Origin of the sequence: Ideonella sp. (assembly GCF_036277275.1) — a bacterium.
Taxonomy (GTDB): Bacteria; Pseudomonadota; Gammaproteobacteria; order Burkholderiales; family Burkholderiaceae_C; genus Ideonella.
Genome location: NZ_DASUNH010000093.1, coordinates 1 through 18,105, shown reverse-complemented (window position 1 = coordinate 18,105; position 18,105 = coordinate 1). Strand labels below are relative to the sequence as shown.

Here is an 18,105-nt window from a genome sequence, read left to right as displayed (position 1 = left end):
CGTGGCCTCGTCGGGGCCGGGCGCGAAGAAGCTCCAGCGCAGGCCGAGCGCGCTTGTCGAGAAGTCATCCGACAGCGCAAAGCCGGCAGGGCTGGCCCGCCCACCCTTGGGCTTGCGCATCGGCGCGGCCAGCGTGCCGCCACGAGCGCGAAACCACCCGTCGGCCGTCCACTCGACAGGCTCCAGCAGGGTCTGGCGGCCCAGTGTGCGAAAGCCGTTCTCGTAGCCGTGGTAGACCATCCACCAGTCACCGGCGGGGCCTTCGACCAGGCTGGCATGGCCGCGTGACCACCAGGGCTCGTCGGCGCTCCAGGTGCGCACCACCGGGTTGTGCGGGCAGTGCTCCCACGGCCCGTGGATGGACTTCGAACGCGCCGCGATCACCATGTGGCTGGTGGGCGGTCCTGCGGTGCCACCCACTGCGGTGACCAGGTAGAACCAGCCGCCGCGGCGGAAAAGCTTGGGGCCTTCCGGCGCGAACATCTCCACGACCCAATCGGCCGGGTACTGCCAGGGCGCATACGCTTGCTCCAGGGTGCCGACGGTGGACAACCCGTCGTCGGCCAGGCCGATGCGCCGGATGCCGTTGACGAAGAGATAACGCTTGCCGTCTTCGCCAACGGCATGGCCGGGGTCGATGCAGCCGGGCAGCTTCAAGTCGACGGGTTCGCTCCACGGGCCGCGGATGTCGGCGGCGTGGGTCACGAAGATGGTCGTGCCCTCATCGCGCAGCACCGGGATGTAGAGGTAGTAGCGTCCGTCGTGCTTGACCAGGTCCATCGCCCACACCGTGCCGATCGGCCGGGTCAGTGCGGCGGTGATCGGCGTCCAGTTCACCAGGTCCTGCGAATGCCAGATCACCGCGCCCGGGTAGGACTGGAACGACGAGAAGGTCATGTAGTAGTCGGCACCGTCCTTCAGGATCGTCGGGTCCGGCCGGTCGCCGGGCACGATCGGGTTGCGGAAGGTGCCGTCGCCCAGGTCGGCCGTGCGCTGGCCTTCGATGCCTCGGCCGAAGCGCGGCATCGGGCTGGGGCAGGCCGGCGCCGCCGCCGCCGCCGCGGATGCGCCGCCGGCCGCTGCCGTGCCCGCCAAGGTGGCCACGAGGGCTTCGCGCCGCGAAATCGAAGGCATGGCGGTCGGCTCCTCTACTTGGCCGCGTTGACGATGGTGCCGATCACCTCGCTGTGCACCTGGGCGCCGGTCGAGCGGTTGAACAGGCCCATCTGGTGGTCGCTGGTGTAGCCGTTGTCCCAGTAGACGGGCACGATGCCGCGCGTGAAGGCGGCGCGGGTGACGTATTCGTCCCAGTAGGTGCGGTAGCGCTGGCTGCTGTCGACCGCGGTGCGCAAGATCGCGCCGTACTCGCCCATCAGCACGCCCAGCCCTAAGCCGTCGATGAAGCGCGTCTTCATCCGGTTCATCTGGTTGTCGACGTAGGCCTCGTTCGCCCACGTCTCGGTGTTGCCGGCATTGGTGGCGATGCGGCCCCACTGCCAGATGGTGTCGTTGTCGCCGTTGAGCGTGAAGTTGAACGGGTCGTAGTAGTGCACCTCGACCATCAGCTTCTTCGTCGCCGAATCGCTGGGCACGTTGAAGAAGCTGAGGGTGTGGTCGATGTTGGTGTTGAAACCCTGCACGACCAGGTGGCGGCTGGCGTTGTAGCCGCCGGTCGCGCGCACCGCATTCACGAAGGTCTGGTTGAAGCTGTTCTGGACCGTGTAGTACTCGACGGTCGGCGTGCCGTAGTCGCCGTCGACCATGACCTCGTTCGTGCCGGCGAACAGCAGGTAGTCGTCGTAGGTCTTGAAGTTGTTGGCGATCTGCGTCCAGAACTTGGTGATGCGCGCATTCGCGGTGGCCTGCTGGGCATAGGTCGGCTGCATCCAGCCGCCATCCCAATGGATGTTGATGACGGCGTAGAGGCCGGCGCTGCGGGCGTAGTTCACCACCTCGGTCACGCGGGCCATCCAGCTGGCGCTGATGTTGTCGTTGGCATCGGCATACTGCTTCCACGACACGGGGATGCGCACGCTCTTGAAGCCGGCGGACTTGATCGAGTTCATCAGCGCCTGGGTCACCAGCGGGTTGCCCCAGGCTGTCTCGCCGCCGATGGCCTCGAGCGAGTTGCCGACATTCCAGCCCGGCGACATGTTGGCGGAGAGCTGCAGGCTGGTCACGTTGCGCATGCCGGCGCGCGCCGTGGCAGCGGCGTTGGAGTTGTAGCTGCTGTTGCCGACGTTGAACTTGACCCAGTACCAGTACGGCGTGCCCGAGACGGCGCCGCTGTCGGTGTAGCCGCGAGCCGAGGCGTTCAGCACCGCGATGCGGCTGCGACCGTTGGGGTCGCTGTTCGTGTCGCGGTAGACCTGCACGTTGCTGATGTTGCCGCTGGCCGTCCAGCTGAGCTGCACGTTGTTGGCGCTGCCGGTGGCGGTGAGGCACACCGTCACGCCGCCGCCACTGCCGCAGCCTTGCGCATGCACCGCCGCGCTCGCGCACAGCGCCAGGACGGACAAGATCATCGATACCCAGGAGTTCATTGCTTCTCGCCTTTCTGCGGTGAACCCACCCGTGGGTGAGCGCCCGATACCGGCTGTCTCCTCCGGGCTCGGGCAGGTGGTGGAACCGTGGTGGCCGTGCGGCCCGCTCAGACCCGTCCGCGCCGCGCTTCGAGCTGGATGCGGATGGCGTGCATGCGCGCTTCGGTGAGCGGGAAGCGCAGGATCGCGATCAGCGCGATCAGCAGGCCGATGACCGGCAAGCTCGACAGAAGGATGCGGATCATGAAGATCGCGTTCTCGCTTTGTACCGGCAGCTTGGCGTCGAAGCCGGTGAACTGCAGGATCCAGCCCGAGGCGCCGACGCCCATCGCGATACCGACTTTCGAGATCCACGATTGGCAGGCCGAGAACGATCCCTCGCGGCGCTGGCCGGTTTCCAGCTCGTCGTAGTCGACCACGTCGCCGATCGTCGAGCCGTAGAGGATCCAGAAGCCCGCGCCGGTGAAGGCGACGAAACCGCAGGCGAACAGCTGCAGATACGGCCGCTCAGGGTCGTACAGCCACCAGTCGCCGATGAAGGCACAGATGGCCAGCACGAACACCGTGGCCATGGCATGGCGCTTGCCGATCCGACGCGCCAGCATCGTGAAGAAGGGGATGCCCAGGAGGCCGAACACCATGCCGGCGGCGCCCATGGCGGTGTTCCACTTGGCGGCCAAAGTGATGTCGCCCTTGCACACGTAGTAGATGGTGTTGTACCAGCCCAGTGCGCTCACCATCGCGGTGCCGATGCCGTAGGCCAGCACCATGCAAAGCACGTTGCGGAAGGGCCTGCAGCGCAGGGTGCGGCCGAGGGTGTCCCGGAAGGGAATGCGCTCCTGCCGGTTGCCGACGACCACGGTCTCGTAGTAGCGCTCGCGCGTCAGCACGAAGACGGCCACCGCGGCCGCCACCATGATGGCGCCGAGGATGGTGCAGTAGGTCTGCGCGCCCAGCAGGATGTCGGGTTTGCCGGCTTCGTCGTGGAAGATCGCGAGCGTGGTGAACTGCGCGGCGAAGAACATCGCCAGCTCGGGTACCTTCTGGATCAGGTTGCGGATCGCCTGGACGCTGGTGCGTTCGTGGTAGTCGGGCGTCATCTCGGCGCCCAGGCTCACCCACGGCATGTTGAAGCAGCTCATCACCGGCACGTAGATGATGGTGGACACCAGCATGAAGATGAAGTACTCGGTGCTGCTCCAGCCTCGGCCCACCGCGAACATGAGCGGCAGCCCGATGCCCGCCAGCACTCCACCCACCAGGATGAAGGGCCGGCGACGGCCGTGGCGCGTGCGCGTGTTGTCGGAGATCCAGCCGAACACGGCGTCGGACGCCGCGTCGACCAGGACCTTGACCATCTGCGCCGTCGAGATCAGTCCGGGCGCCATGCCGAGGAACACGTTGAAGACGGTGTAGGCGAGCGACGGGTAGAGCCAGTGGCCCCACATGTCGATCACCGAGCCGAGGCCGTAGCCGACCTTCTGCTTCAGCGGCACACGGTCGCGGGGCTGCGCGGCGACGGCCGGGGTCGAGGGCATGTCGAGCTGGGTGTCGAACGAGGTATCGAGCGTTGGGTTGGCCACGATCGTGTCCCTCACAGCACCGTCCGCGTGCGCATCACGTCGGTGTAGTAGTGGGCGGAGAGCTTGGGCGTGCGCACCTGGGTCTCGAAGTCGCAGTGCACGATGCCGAAGCGGCGCTGGTAGCCGTCTTCCCACTCGTAATTGTCGATGAAGGACCAGAGGAAGTAGCCGTCCACCGGCACGCCGTCGGCGATCGCGCGGTGCACTTCACGCAGGTGGTTGCGCAGGTAGTCGCGCCGGTGCAGGTCGATCACCTCGCCGTTGACCACGCGCTCGTCGTTGTAGCCGCAGCCGTTCTCGGTGATGTAGATCGCGTCGTGGCCGTAGAGTTCGTGGCACATGCGCGTGGCCCAGTAGATGGCCTGCGGCACCAGGTGCAGCCAGGCGCTGTCGGCCCGCGGGTAGTTGGGCGGCAGGCTCAGCGCGTCATAACGTTCGCCGCTGCGGCCTGCGCGCACGTAGGTGGCGGTGTAGATGTTCAGGCCCAGGAAGTCGGTGGGCAGGCCGATCAGATCGAAGTCGCCCGGTTCGACGCGCGGCGCGTCGGCGCCCACGCGGTCCAGGTAGGCCGGTGCATAACCCTTGCCGTGGATGGCACCCAGCACGTGCAGGTTCTTGTCGAGGAACCAGGCCTCGGCCGCCGCGATGTCGGCCGGCGACTCGGTGACGGGCACGCTCACGTCGCAGTTGTCGGTCAAACCGACCCGCGCACCTTCGCCACCAAAGGCGCGCACCGCGCGCACGCCGTGGCCATGGCACAGCAGTGCGTGATGGAACGTCTGGTTGACGACCGCCGCGCTCTCGCGCCGTCCCGGCGCCTTGGTGCCGTAGCCGTAGGCCAGCATCGTGAAGCAGCGGATCTCGTTGAGCGTGATCCAGTTCTTCACCCGGTGACCGAACTCGCGCACCACCGTGTCGGCATAGCGCGCAAAGGCATCGACGGTGACACGCGAGGTCCAGCCGCCGCGCTCTTCCAGCGACTGCGGCAGGTCCCAGTGGAACAGGGTCACCCACGGCGTGATGCCGTGGCGGTCCATGCTGTCGAACAGGCGGTGGTAGAAGGCCAGCCCGGCGGGATTCAGCTCGCCATCCCCCTGCGGGAAGATGCGCGGCCAGCCGATGGACAGGCGGTAGTGCTTGACGCCCAGCGAGGCCATCAGCGCGAAGTCCTCGTCGAAGCGGTGGTAGTGGTCGCAGGCCACGTCCAGCGTGTCGCCGTTGGCCACCTTGCCCGGGATGCGGGAGAAGTGGTCCCAGATGGACTCGCCCTTGCCGTCGGTGAAGGCCGCCCCTTCGATTTGCGCCGAGGCGGCGGCGACGCCGAACACGAAGGTGTCCGGAAACGGGCTGGAGTAGGTGAAGGTCGTGTCGATCATGGGACTTCGTCGTGGCGTCAGAACGTGTAGCGCAGCGTCACGGTGTAGCGTGGTCCGTTGGCGTTCCATGCGCGGCCCATCATGCCGATGTGCTGCTGCATGAGCTGCTTGTTGACCGAGTCGGTGAGGTTCTGGGCATCCAGGCCGACCTGCAGGTTGTCGTCCCACTTGTAGTAGATGCCGGCATCGACCTGGCCGTAGGCGTCCTGCCAGGTGGGCAGGGCCCAGGCCACGTTGTGCTGGCCGACTGTCGGGCTGTCGGGGTTGGTGTCGGTGCCATCGGTGCCGTTGGTGCCGTTGGCATTGACCGCCTGCAGGTACTTCGAGCGCCAGCTGTAGGCCAGGCGCGCCGACCACGGGCCCTTGTCGTACATCAACGCCAGGTTGTAGGCGTGGCGCGAGAGGCCCTCGATCGGCAGGTTGCCGAAGGTGCGCCCGTCGGTGTCGCAACCGTTCAGGTTCAGATTGACATTGGCGGCCGTGTTGCCACCGCTGCAATAAGGCGAGTACACCGGGTCGTACAGGCGACGCTTGCTGTCTACGAAGGTGTAGTTGGCCTGCAGGCCGAAGCCGGACATCCAGTCGGGCAGCATGTCGAAATACTGCTGGTAGGCCACTTCGAAGCCCGCCGCATGGCCCTTGGCGCCGTTGATCGGGCTGGTCACCACGAAGTCGACCGGGTTGCCGCTGTTGTCAGGCAGTTGCACCACGGAGGTCTGCTTGATGATGATGTCCTTCAGGTCCTTGTAGAACGCGGCCACGGTGATCGAATCGGTGCGGCCGAAGTACCACTCGGCCGTGACGTCGGCCTGCTGCGACCTGACCGGCTTCAGCAACGGGTTGCCGAAAGCCTCGCCGGTGTGCGAGACGCTGTTGACGCGGGTGGTGCCATCGGGCAACGTCGTCACGTCCGCCGTCTGGGTGAGGCTGGAGTAGGCCTGCATATTGCTGAAGTCCGGCCGCGAGATGCCCGTGGCGTAGCCGAAGCGGAACTGCAGGTCCTTGCCGGCCTTCATGCGCAGGTTCAGGCTGGGCAGCACGTTCACGTAGTCGTGCTCGTAGTCGCGCGACTCGGAAAGCGCGGACATGCGGGGCACCGGCACGCCGGTGGCGCCATCGGGCACGTTGCTCGCGGGCACGAAGACCATGTAGCCCTGGGCCTTGTTGCGGGTGTTGACCACGCGCAGGCCGACGTTGCCGTCGACCGGGTACTGCCAGTCGTCGAAGGCGAAGCGCAACTGCGTGTAGGCGGCCTGGGTCTGCTCGCGCTGCTGGTTCTGGTACTGCGGGTTGTTCGGGTCGCGTGCGTTCCAGAAGTTGAAGCAGGCTCCGCTGCCGTCGCCGTTCCACTCCTCGCACAGCGTCTTGGAGTAGCCGTGCAGCGTGGCGTAGCTGTCGGGGTAGCCGGCGGCGACGCTCTTGTCCGGCATGATCAGCGACGGCATCGACGAACCGCGGTTGAAGAAGTTGTCGAAGCTGTGCAGTTGGGCACCGCTGCTGAAGCGCGGGTCGTTCAGGTAGGCCAGGCTGCCCGGGGCCAGGTACCACCAGGCCATCCAGGGCTGGGTCACGGCGGCCCAGTTGTAGCCGGTGTTCACGGTGTGGGCGTCCCGGTCGGTCAGGCGCAGGCCGAAACGCAGGTCCACCAGCACCGGGTCGTCGAACTTGAACTTGGCGTCACCGCGCCAGGCCTTCTCGGTGCCCTTGCTCTGCTCGAAGTGCTCCATGGTGGAGCCCCAGTAGTAGTTGGCCGGGTCGGCCAGGATGGCGCGGTCCTCGTCGTCGAAGACCAGGCGCGGCAGCTCGCCCGACAGGTCGATCGTTTCCTTGGCCATGCGCACGCCGGTGGCCACGGTGGAGTCGAAGCTCGAGGTGGTCGCGCGGATGTACTGCAGGTCGGTGCTGAAGCTCCACTGCTCGGAAGCCTTCCACTTCAGGTTCCAGCCGATGTCCTGGGTGGCCGATTCGCGCGTCATTACGCGCGTGTCGGCGCCGAAGTTGATGCCGCCGTCCGCAGGCGCGCGCATGGTGCCGCGAACGAGGTTGCCGTTCGGGCCCCAGGTGGCACCCTCGTCGACGGTGATGTTGTAGGCGTTGGACTGGGCGAACAACGCGTTCTCCATCCAATCCATCTGGTAGTCCGAGCGGAACAGCGTCAGCGACGATTCCAGGTCGCCCAGCTTCCACTGCAGTGCGCCGTAGCTGCCCTGGCGGGTGCGGTCGAACTCTTCCGAGCGCCACTGCGCGCCTTTCGGCACCCAGACGGTCTGGCCGTCGACGATGTCGGTGCGTGGGTAATAGGGCTCGACCTGGATCTTGTCGTTGCGGGTGGCGCTTTCCGAATAGGCGAGGTCGATCAGCGCGCCGAACTTGCCGAAGTCGGTGGCCCAGGTGTTGGACAGCAGCACCGAGCCCGAGGGCGAGAATTTCTCGCGCAGCGCCGAGTAGGTCGACTGCAGCGACACGGCGCCCTTGAACCCCTGGTAGTCGAAGGGCAGGGCGGTACGCAGGTTGACCAGGCCGCCAATGGCGCCTTCGGTCTGCTCGGCCGACGGGTTCTTGTAGACGTCGACACCGGCCATCAGCTCGGGCGGCACGTCTTCGAAGTTGAGCGAGCGGCCACCGTTGGCGCTGAAGGAGTCGCGGCCGTTGAGTTCCGAGCGCACCCAGGTCAGGCCGCGGATGTTCACGCCCGAGCCTTCGACCGAATAGTGCTCGGGGTCGTTCTTGGCCATCGTGCGGTCGATGGTCACGCCGACGATGCGTTGCAGCACCTCGGTCACCGAGCGGTCGGGCAGCTTGCCGATGTCGTCCGCGACGATCGAGTCGACGATCTCGTCCGACTCCTGCTTGATCTTCTGCGCAGATTGCAGCGCGGCGCGTTGGCCCTTGACGACGATGGTGCTCGACCCTTCTGCGGGCGGCTCGGCGGCCCCAGCAGGTGCGGCTGCCGCCGTTGGGGCTGGCGCCGGCGACTGCGCCAATGCGCCACCACACCACAGCAGCGCCACCTGGGCCGCGGCGACAGACAACGTTGTCTTCTGAACTTGTCTCATGTCTTGCTTTCTCTATGGTTCAGACATATCCCTCACTCGGGACTACTCGCGCGGCCGGCTGTGCCGCGCTTCCTCAAGCCGTGATGGCCTGCCACGCATGCAGCGGCGACGCGGTTCGTGCCGCGGTTGTCTCGCTGCGCCAGGCGGGGAAGAAAGGGTGGTACTGCTTGCTGGTGGTCAGGCTCCGCAAAAACGGTTGACGAGGTTCTCCAGCGCCTCCTGGCGGCCGGAGACGGGGGCGACGTCGACGTTGTCGGCAAGCACCCGCTCGGCCAGCTGGTCGAGCGAGATGCGGCCGGCCAGGACGTCCTGCGCAGCGGCGGTTTCCCAGCCGGCGTAGCGCGCGTCGACCGCGGCCTGCAGCCTTCCGTCGAGGATCATCTTCTCGGCGATCAGCAGCGCGCGGGCGCAGACGTCCATGCCGCCGATGTGACCGTGGAACAGATCCACCGCGTCGATCGACTGGCGGCGCACCTTGGCGTCGAAGTTCAGGCCGCCTTGCCCCAAGCCGCCGGCCTTGAGAACGTAGTACAGCGCCAACGCTGTTTCGGGAACGTTGTTCGGGAACTGGTCGGTGTCCCAGCCGAGCTGCGGGTCGCCGCGGTTCATGTCGATGCTGCCGAGGATGCCGAGCGCGGCGGCCGTCGCGATCTCGTGCTCGAAGCTGTGACCCGACAGCGTGGCGTGGTTGGCCTCGATGTTGACCTTGACCTCCTTCTCGAGCCCGTACCGCACGAGGAAGCCATAGACGGTGGCGGTGTCGAAGTCGTACTGGTGCTTGCTCGGCTCGCGCGGCTTCGGCTCGATCAGGATCGTGCCCTTGAAGCCGATCTTGTGCTTGTGTTCGACCGCCATCGTGAGAAAGCGGCCAAGCTGGTCCAGCTCATGGGCGAGGTTCGTGTTCAGCAGCGTCTCGTAGCCTTCGCGGCCGCCCCACAGCACGTAGTTCTCACCGCCAAGTTCGAGCGTGGCGTTCATCGCGTCGCGCACTTGCAGCGCCGCCATCGCGAACAGAGCGGGGTCGGGGTTGGAGGCGGCACCGCTCATGAAGCGCCGGTGGCTGAACAGGTTGGCCGTGCCCCACAGCAGCTTCACGCCGGTTCGCCGCTGGTGCTCGCCCAGCACGGCGACCATGCGCCGGAAGTTCTCGTGGCTCTCGCGCGGGGTGGCGCCTTCGGGGGCCACGTCGCGGTCATGGAAGCAGTAGTAGGGCGTGCCGAGCTTGGCGAAGAACTCGAACGCCGCCTCGGCCTTGGCGCCGGCCAGTTCCATCGGCGAGCCGCCCTCGAACCAGGGACGCAGGAAGGTGCCCTGGCCGAACGGGTCGAGCCCCGTCCAGCAGAAGTTGTGCCAGTAGCAGACGGCAAAGCGCAGGTGCTCTTCCATGCGCTTGCCCAGCACGATGCGATTCTTGTCGTAGTGGCGGAAGGCCAGCGGCTCGTGGCTGTCGGCTCCCCGGTAGGCGATCGGGGCGATGTCGTGAAAATAACTCTTCGTCATGGTGGACTGGGGTGGTGGACGATCGGCGATCAACGCACGCTGTCGCTCGAGGGTTGGAGTTGTCGATAGGTCGCGCGGAAGCGCTGCAGGCGTTGGCGCAGCGCTGGCTCGCGGTCGGGATCGGGGGCGTGGCGGCTGGCCACGGCCGGCTTGGTGCACACCGTGGCCTCGTCGCCACCGGCCGCCAGCCAGGCGAGGCGAGCTGCGCCAAGGGCACCGCCGGCTTCGCCACCGGCGTGCAGCACGGTCTCCACGCCGAGCGCGTCGGCGATGAGCTGCGCCCAGTAGCGGCTGCGGGCGCCGCCGCCGACCAGCGACAGCCGCGCCACCTCGGTGCCCGCCGCCTGCAGCGCGGCCAGGCCGTCGGCCAGCCCGAACGCGACGCCTTCGAGCACCGCGTACGCGCAGGCGGCCCGCGTCGTTTCGTGCGTCAGGCCGTTGAAGCTGCCCTGTGCGAACGGGTTGTTGTGCGGTGTCCGCTCGCCTGCCAGGTAGGGCAGGAACAGCGGGGCGGCATTGCGCTCGGCGGTGCTCAGGACCTCGACCTCGGCCAGCAAGATGGCTTCGTCGGCGACACCGCACAGCTGCGTGAACCACTTCAGGCAGCTGGCGGCGGAGAGCATCACGCTCATCTGGTGCCAGCGCCCGGGCAACGCATGGCAGAAAGCGTGGACGGCAGAGGCCGGGTTGGGGCGGAAGCGGTCGTTGACGACGAACAGCACGCCCGAGGTACCGAGCGAGATGAAGCCATCGCCTGGCTGCGTGGCGCCGATGCCGATGGCGCTGGCCGCGTTGTCGCCGGCGCCGGCGGCAATCACGACGCCGGGCGGCAAACCCCACTCGCGCGCCAGCTCGGGCCGCAGTGTCGATGCCGGCCGGCAGCTCTCGACCAGGCGAGGCATCTGCCGGCGGTTCAGGCCGCAGGCCGCCAGCAAGTCGTCGGACCACTCGCGCGCGGCCACATCGAGCCAGAGCGTTCCGGAAGCGTCCGACGGGTCGCCGATCTTCTCGCCGCTCAGGCGCAGTTGCAGGTAGTCCTTCGGCAGCAACACGCTGCGGATGCGGGCGAAGATATCCGGCTCGTGCTGCTTGACCCACAGGAGCTTCGGCGCAGTGAAGCCCGGCATCGCCAGGTTGCCGGCGATGGCGTGCAGGCTCGGCGCCGCGGCGGTCAGTGCCGCGCATTCGGCGTGGCTGCGGCCGTCGTTCCACAAGATGGCCGGGCGCAGCACACGGTCGGCCTCGTCGAGCAGCACCGCGCCGTGCATCTGCCCCGACAGGCCGATGGCACGTACCTCGGCCCAAGCCTGCGGGTTCGCATGCCGCAGCTTCGCCACCGCGAGCTCGACGGCCAGCCACCAGGCTTCGGGCGCCTGCTCGGACCACAACGGACGCGGGCGCGACACCTCGAGCGACGAGCCCGCCTGGCCCACGATGTGCCCATCGGGGCCGAGCAGCAGCAGCTTGACTTCGGAAGTGCCGAGATCGATGCCGAGGTACATCTCAGCGCCCCTCCGATACGTAGCGCGAATTCCCACACGGCGCTCCGCAGGAGCCGCCGCCACCAGGTGGCGTGCGCGGATTCCCGTGGGGGGGCGCGACTGGAAAGGAGCGTGCGGGCTTCATGTTCTTCCGTTAAAGACCGGCGCGGCGAGCGGCCGGGTCAGGTGGTAGCGCGCCAATGCCGCGGCACCGACCGCGACCGCATCGGCCCCGAAGCGCGAGACCTGCACAGGGGTCGGTGCGAGGTTGGCCGCATTGGCGTAGTCGTTGAGCGTCTTCAGCGCCGGGTACAGGAACACGTCGCCCCCCAGCTCGACCACTGAGCCGCCCAGCACGATGCAGGCCGGGTCATACGCGGAGGAGAGGTTCTGCAGTAGCACGCCGAGGTGGCTGCCGGCCTTCCTCACCGCACGGACGGTGTCGGGGTCGCTGGCCAGACGCTGCCGCACCTCGGCCAGCGGCGGGGCTTCTTCACCCTCGGGTGCGCCACGCGAGAGTGCACGCAATCCGATCAATGCTTCGGCGCAGCCGCGGCGGCCGCAGGAGCATTGCGGCCCGTTGATCTGCAGCACGATGTGGCCCACCTCGCCGGCGAAGCCGCGACTGCCTGTGAGCAGCCGGTCACCCACGATCACACCCGCTCCCACGCCCTGGTTGATGCTGACGTAGAGCAGCGGGTCCGACGCCTGCAAGGGATTGAATTCCAGCTCGCCGATGGCCGCCGCGTCGGCCTCGTTCTGCACGTAGAGTGGCACGCCGTTCAGCGCCGTGCCGCTGAGCTTCTCGGTCAGTTGCGCGCCGAATGGCACGTCGCGCCAGTGCAGGTTGGGCGCGAAGTGCAGGAAGCCGCGCGACTCGTCCACGCCGCCCGGCAGGCCGATGCCGATGCCGATGACCTGGCGACAGCTTTCGTCGAGTTGCTGGCGCACCTTCAGCAGCCCGTTGGCCAGGGCCGCGATGCAGGCCTTTGCGGTGGTGCCGTGGCTGGCGACGCTGCGCGCCAGCACTTCGCCCGTCAGCGAGGTGGCCACGACGCGGATCGATTCGATGCCGACCTCGGCGCCCATCAGCAGCAGGCGAGACGGATCGATGAACAGTGGGGTGGGGCGGCGACCCAGGTCGCCGGTGGCGACGACCTCGCGCTCCACCAGCCAGCCTTCGTCCAGCAGCTCGCGTACCAACAGGCTCACCGTGGACTTGGTCAGGCCCACGGCGGTGGCCAGATCCGCCCGCGACAGCCCCGGGTGGGCGCACAGATGCCGCACCAGCGACATGCGGTTGATGTCCTTGATCAGCTGTTGATTTCCGGACGGGATGCTGGTGGCCGCGGCGAGCAAGCGGGTCTCCTGATTCACTCGATTTGATCCATAAGTCAAACTATTATTAGTTTGGCGACGGAACGAACTAAAGTGGTGGAAACACCTAACTTCATTTGGACCAAGGCGGACCAGACTGGCGCGCCTTTTCAGTCGAACGCGACTGTTCCTTTCATCTCTCTCTTTCTATTCGGATCGGTTCATGAAGTTCACCGATGCGCAGCAGATGCTGCAGCCTTGCGTCAGCGTCCCAAACGCCACCGTGATCTGCGCCGCAGCGCGCCAGGGCCGGGCGTTCGCCCTGGCCCTCGGGTGCAGCCTCGCCAGCTTCTCTGTTGTGAGCGCCGAGTTGCCGCCGCGCGAGATCCGGCTTGACTTGGCGCAGGCCAAGGCGCCGGTGGACCGCTTCTTCGATCTCTCGGTGGGGGCTGACTATCCGGGCACGCTGCGCCGCGACGACAGCCTGGCGCAGCTGAAGACCGCTGTCGACGAGCTGGGCTTCCGATCGATGCGCTTCCATGCGCTCTTCCATGACGTGATGGGCGTCGTGAAAGTGGAGGGTGGCCGCACCACGTACGACTTCTCGGCCATCGACGCCCTTTACGACAAGATGTTGGCGAGCGGCATCCGCCCTTTCGTCGAGCTCGGCTTCACGCCCGAAGCCCTGGCCACATCGCCACAGACCATCTTCTACTGGAAGGGCAACACCTCTCATCCGCAGCGCGAAGGCTGGGTGGCACTGGTCGATGCCTTCGTGCGCCACCTGCGCGAGCGCTATGGGGCAGACGAAGTGCGCCGCTGGCCGTTCGAGGTGTGGAACGAGCCCAACCTTGACGGTTTCTGGGAGCGTGCTGACCAGACCGCCTACTTCGAGCTCTATGCCGCCACGGCCCGCGCCATCAAGCACATCGACCCGGGGCTGAAGGTCGGTGGGCCCTCGACGGCTGGCGCTGCCTGGGTGCCCGAGTTCCTGGCCTACGCGAAGGCCAATGCCGTGCCGGTCGACTTCGTCACTACGCACACCTATGGCGTGGACCACGGCTTCCTCGACGAGTACGGGCAGGACGACCGCAAGCTTTCGCCCAACCCCGACTCGATCGTCGGCGACGTGCGGCGGGTGCGCGAACAGATCCAGGCCTCGGCCTTCCCGGGGCTGCCGCTCTACATCACCGAGTGGAGCACCAGCTACAACCCGCGCGACCTGGTGCACGACAGCTACATCAGCGGCCCCTGGATCCTCTCGAAGCTGCGTGCCACGCGTGGCCTGGCTCAGGCGATGAGCTACTGGACCTACAGCGACCTGTTCGAAGAAGCCGGCCCGCCGCCCACGCCCTTCCACGGCGGCTTCGGCCTGCTCACGCGCGAGGGCATCCGCAAGCCGGCCTTCTTCGCCTACAAGTACCTCCATGCGCTGCGGGGCCACGAGATCCCTTCCGCCGATGCGGCCGTGCTGGCTGCCAAGGATGGTGACAACGTGGCCATCGTGGTGTGGGACTCGCAGCCACCCGACCAGAGCGCGGAGAAAGCCACCAACCGCGGCGTCTTCGGCCGGCCGGTGCCGGCGGTAGCTTCGCGCCCCCTCGCGCTGAGCTTCGGGCACCTGCCGCCGGGTCGCTACCGGCTGCAGCTTCGGCGCACCGGCTTCAAGGCGAACGATGCGCAGACGGCCTACCTGGAGATGGGCTCGCCGAAGGCCCTGGCGCCTGACCAACTGCGGCGGCTGCAGGCACTGACCGAAGACCGGCCCGAGGTCGACCGCAGCGTGCTGGTCGGGGAGGGTGGCAGTCTCCGCTGGACCGCGGCCATGCGCAGCAATGACGTGGTGCTGGTGACCCTGCAGCGGGAGCCCGCCAAAGGTGCCAAGGCCACCGCACAACCCATCGCTGGCGAGCGAGAAATCCAGCTCAACCAGGTCGGCTTCCTGCCCGGCGCGGCCAAATGGGCCGCCGTGCCCAAGGCGCGAGCCGAGCGCTTCAGCGTCGTCGATGCGCGCACGGGCGCCACCGTGTTCCGCGGCACCTTGAGTACGCCAGCGGTGTGGCCGCTGGCGCACGCCGCCTACCGGCTGGCCGACTTCTCGGCACTGACGGCCCCGGGCCGCTACCGGCTGAAAGTGGATGGCCTGCCCGCCTCGTCGACTTTCGTGATCGCGGCAGATGCCTATGCGGCCCTGGGCGCCGCAAGCCTCAAGGCTTTCTACTTCAACCGTGCCGGCACCGCGCTGCCCCCACGCCACGCCGGCGCCTACGCACGACCCGCCGGTCATGCCGACACCGAAGTGCTGGTGCATGCCTCGGCCGCTGGCCCGGGCCGGCCCGAGGGGGCGGTGATCAGCGCGCCAAAGGGCTGGTACGACGCTGGCGACTACAACAAGTACATCGTCAACTCCGGCATCTCCACCTACACGCTGCTCGCCGCGTGGGAGCACTTTCCCGAGCACTTCGGCAAGCAATTGCTCGACATTCCCGAGAGCGGCAATGCGCTGCCCGACGTGCTGGACGAAGCGCTGTGGAACCTCGAGTGGATGCTTGCGATGCAAGACCCAGCCGATGGCGGCGTCTATCACAAGCTGACCAACAAGGGCTTCGACGGCGTCGTGATGCCGCACCAGGCCACCACGCCACGCTACGTGGTGCAGAAGACCACTGCTGCGGCGCTGAACTTCGCCGCGGTGATGGCCACCGCCAGCCGCGTCTTCGCCGCGTTCGAACGCGAACAGCCCGGCCTGTCTGCACGCGTGCGGACAGCTGCCGAGCGGGCTTGGCAATGGGCGCGCGCCAACCCCGCCGCGGTCTACCGGCAACCGCCCGACATCCACACCGGTGGCTACGACGACGAGCAGCTTGCCGACGAATTTGCCTGGGCCGCGGCCGAGCTGTACATCAGCACGCGTGACGACGCCTACCTGACGGCGATGCAGCCAGACAAGGTGGCCTCGGGCGTGCCCGGGTGGAACAGCGTGGCGCCGCTGGCCTGGGTGTCGCTCGCCCATCACCGCGACCGCCTGACGCCGGCAGCCGACCGCACGTTGATCGAGAACCGCATCCGCACCCAGGCCGATGCGTTGACGGCCGCATGGCGCAGCTCACCCTACCGCCTCAGCATGCAGGCGAGCGACCTGGTGTGGGGCAGCAACGCGGTGGCGCTGAACCAGGCGCTGATGCTGGTGCAGGGCTTCCGCCTCGACGGCGACCGAGCTCGACTCGATGCGGCGCAGGCCTTGCTCGACTACGTGCTCGGCCGCAACCCGATGGGCCTGAGCATGGTGACCGGCTTCGGCAGCCGCTCGACCCAGCAACCGCACCACCGCCCATCGATGGCCGATGGCATGGCCGCGCCGGTGCCGGGCTTCCTGGCCGGTGGCCCGAACCCGGGCCTGCACGACCGCGCAGATTGCCCGAAACCCTATCCCTCCGACGTGCCGGCCAAGGCCTATCTCGACCACGACTGCAGCTACGCCAGCAACGAAGTCGCGATCAACTGGAACGCGCCGCTGGCCTACGTGTCCGCCGCCTTGCAGGCCTTGACCCCGCCCACCGCACCGACCACTCGCCCATGACCGACATCAGCCGAGACCTGCCCGCCGTGCCGCCCGCGAGCGCCGACGCGGCACCGCATCCGCATCACCCGCTCACCTGGGTGCCGACGCTGTACCTGGCGATGGGCCTGCCCAACGTCACCGTGGGCGTGGTGGCCGCGATCATCTACAAGAACCTCGGCATCTCGAACGAGGAGATTGCCTTCTACACCTCGCAAATGTATTTGCCATGGGTGCTGAAGCCGCTGTGGTCGCCGTTGCTTGAGCCCTTCAAGACCAAGCGCTGGTGGGTCATCGCGATGCAGTTCACGATGATGTTCTCGCTCGGCCTGGTGGCCTTCTGCCTGCCGCTGGACGACTTCTTCCGTCTCTCGCTCGCGTTCTTCTGGATCACCGGCTTCGCCTCGGCGACACAGGACATCGTGGCCGACGGCGTCTTCATGACGACGATGCCGCTGCGCGACCAGGCGCGCTACGCCGGCCTGCAGGGCATGTGCTGGAACATGGGCGCGGTGATCGCCTCGGGCCTGCTGGTCTCGCTGACCGGCTGGCTGCACAACCACGTGGGCCTGTCGTGGGTGCACTGCTGGATGATGGTGATGTTCGGCACCGCCTTCGTGATGGGGGTCTTCGCGCTGTGGCATTTGAGCGTGCTGCCGCCGGGCGCCCCTTCATCCGTGCAAGGGCAGGGCGTGGGTGCGGCCTTCGTGGCGCTGCGCGACTCGTGGATCAGCTTCTTCCGCAAGCCCGGCATCTGGATGATGCTGGCGGTGATCTTCTTCTACCGCTTCGGCGAGGGCTTCATCGAGCGTTTCGGGCCGCTGTTCATGCTCGATCCGCGCAGCGCAGGCGGCCTCGGCCTGGACAACGAATCACTCGGCTTCATCAACGGCACGGCCGGCACGCTGGCGTTCATCGGCGGCGCGTTTCTCGGCGGCTTCCTGGTCGCGCGGCGCACGCTGCCGCATTCGTTCTTCGTGCTGGCGCTGATCCTGAACCTGCCGCACGTCACCTACTTCTACCTGGCCTGGGCACTGCCGACGGACCCGATGTGGATTGGCGTGGTGGTGGCGGTCGAGAAGTTCGGCTTTGGCATGGGCTCGGTCGGCCACATGCTCTACATGATGCAGCAGGTCGCGCCGGGGCCGTTCAAGATGACCCACTACGCCTTCGCCACCGGCGTGATGGCAATGACCAAGTGGGCCACCGGCTCCGTCAGCGGCTGGGTGTTCGCCCATTGCGACCAGCAGTACCTCAGCTTCTTCGGCTTCGTGCTGCTGGCGTCCATCCCACCCGTCGTGCTGGCGTGGCGGGCGCCGTTCCCGCATCGGGAAGGGGATGCGGCGGGGCGGGGCGGGCATGCGCACTAGACATCATGGTCGCTCGCCGGCTGCGGCGAGGGCTCGTCTCCAGTATCGTGGGTTGCGCACCGAGGTGTGCCGAGCCACATGCGGCTGGGCGGGCCAGCCGCAGCGTTAAGGAGACGAGCCATGGACGAGCGTATCAAGTTCTTCGTCGGTCTGGACGCCCACAAGGACACGATTGCGGTGGCGGCTTGCGAAGCTGGACGTGAGCCGGCTCGCTTTGCCGGCACGCTGGGGCCGGATGTGCGGGCACTGCTGAAGGTGCTGGGCAAGGCTGGAGATCCTGCTGCCGTGAGTGTGGTGTACGAAGCAGGCCCAACGGGCTA

At 67.3% G+C, this 18,105-nt stretch carries 10 protein-coding genes and 1 pseudogene; 3 read left to right on the top strand and 8 right to left on the bottom strand.

Annotated features, from left to right (window positions below):
* The 8 genes from VFY73_RS16130 to VFY73_RS16095 all read right to left on the bottom strand — a co-directional run.
* A partial coding sequence (locus VFY73_RS16130) for a family 43 glycosylhydrolase (protein WP_329720537.1) occupies positions 1-1,134 on the bottom strand: 1,134 nt, incomplete at its 3' end.
* Positions 1,135-1,148: 14 nt separating this feature from the next.
* The gene (locus VFY73_RS16125) at positions 1,149-2,543 is read right to left on the bottom strand and encodes a glycoside hydrolase family 5 protein (RefSeq protein ID WP_329720535.1); all 1,395 of its coding nucleotides are present in this window, start codon (positions 2,541-2,543) and stop codon (positions 1,149-1,151) included.
* Positions 2,544-2,650: 107 nt separating this feature from the next.
* Positions 2,651-4,126 (bottom strand): MFS transporter, encoded by a 1,476-nt coding sequence (locus tag VFY73_RS16120; protein ID WP_329720533.1) that lies wholly within the window; start codon positions 4,124-4,126, stop codon positions 2,651-2,653.
* 11 nt (positions 4,127-4,137) lie between these two features.
* Entirely contained in the window at positions 4,138-5,502 is a 1,365-nt protein-coding gene (locus VFY73_RS16115; protein ID WP_329720531.1) for a GH1 family beta-glucosidase, read from the bottom strand.
* 17 nt (positions 5,503-5,519) lie between these two features.
* Positions 5,520-8,558 (bottom strand): TonB-dependent receptor, encoded by a 3,039-nt coding sequence (locus VFY73_RS16110; RefSeq protein ID WP_329720529.1) that lies wholly within the window; start codon positions 8,556-8,558, stop codon positions 5,520-5,522.
* Positions 8,559-8,735: 177 nt separating this feature from the next.
* On the bottom strand, positions 8,736-10,058 hold the full coding sequence (xylA, locus tag VFY73_RS16105; RefSeq protein WP_329720527.1) for a xylose isomerase: 1,323 nt from the start codon (positions 10,056-10,058) through the stop codon (positions 8,736-8,738).
* A 29-nt stretch (positions 10,059-10,087) separates the two neighbouring features.
* Complete coding sequence (gene xylB, locus VFY73_RS16100; protein WP_329720525.1) at positions 10,088-11,560, bottom strand: xylulokinase; 1,473 nt, start codon at positions 11,558-11,560, stop codon at positions 10,088-10,090.
* A 120-nt stretch (positions 11,561-11,680) separates the two neighbouring features.
* On the bottom strand, positions 11,681-12,916 hold the full coding sequence (locus VFY73_RS16095; protein ID WP_329720523.1) for an ROK family transcriptional regulator: 1,236 nt from the start codon (positions 12,914-12,916) through the stop codon (positions 11,681-11,683).
* 163 nt (positions 12,917-13,079) lie between these two features.
* On the opposite strand from VFY73_RS16095, the gene VFY73_RS16090 reads away from it, so the two are divergent.
* The 3 genes and pseudogenes from VFY73_RS16090 to VFY73_RS16080 all read left to right on the top strand — a co-directional run.
* Positions 13,080-16,436, top strand: coding sequence for a GH39 family glycosyl hydrolase (locus VFY73_RS16090; protein ID WP_329720521.1), 3,357 nt, complete (start codon positions 13,080-13,082; stop codon positions 16,434-16,436).
* On the top strand, positions 16,433-17,785 hold the full coding sequence (locus VFY73_RS16085) for an MFS transporter (RefSeq protein ID WP_329720519.1): 1,353 nt from the start codon (positions 16,433-16,435) through the stop codon (positions 17,783-17,785). Before VFY73_RS16090 ends, VFY73_RS16085 begins: the two co-directional genes overlap by 4 nt.
* Before the next feature lie 120 nt (positions 17,786-17,905).
* Positions 17,906-18,105, top strand: a pseudogene (locus VFY73_RS16080) (IS110 family transposase); the annotation flags it as partial.

Coding starts and splice junctions, on each gene's coding strand:
- VFY73_RS16085 (WP_329720519.1), top strand. CDS start 16,433: ATGACCGACATCAGCCGAGACCTGCCCGCCGTGCCGCCCGCGAGCGCC.
- VFY73_RS16110 (WP_329720529.1), bottom strand. CDS start 8,558: ATGAGACAAGTTCAGAAGACAACGTTGTCTGTCGCCGCGGCCCAGGTG.
- xylB (WP_329720525.1), bottom strand. CDS start 11,560: ATGTACCTCGGCATCGATCTCGGCACTTCCGAAGTCAAGCTGCTGCTG.
- VFY73_RS16115 (WP_329720531.1), bottom strand. CDS start 5,502: ATGATCGACACGACCTTCACCTACTCCAGCCCGTTTCCGGACACCTTC.
- VFY73_RS16125 (WP_329720535.1), bottom strand. CDS start 2,543: ATGAACTCCTGGGTATCGATGATCTTGTCCGTCCTGGCGCTGTGCGCG.
- VFY73_RS16090 (WP_329720521.1), top strand. CDS start 13,080: ATGAAGTTCACCGATGCGCAGCAGATGCTGCAGCCTTGCGTCAGCGTC.
- xylA (WP_329720527.1), bottom strand. CDS start 10,058: ATGACGAAGAGTTATTTTCACGACATCGCCCCGATCGCCTACCGGGGA.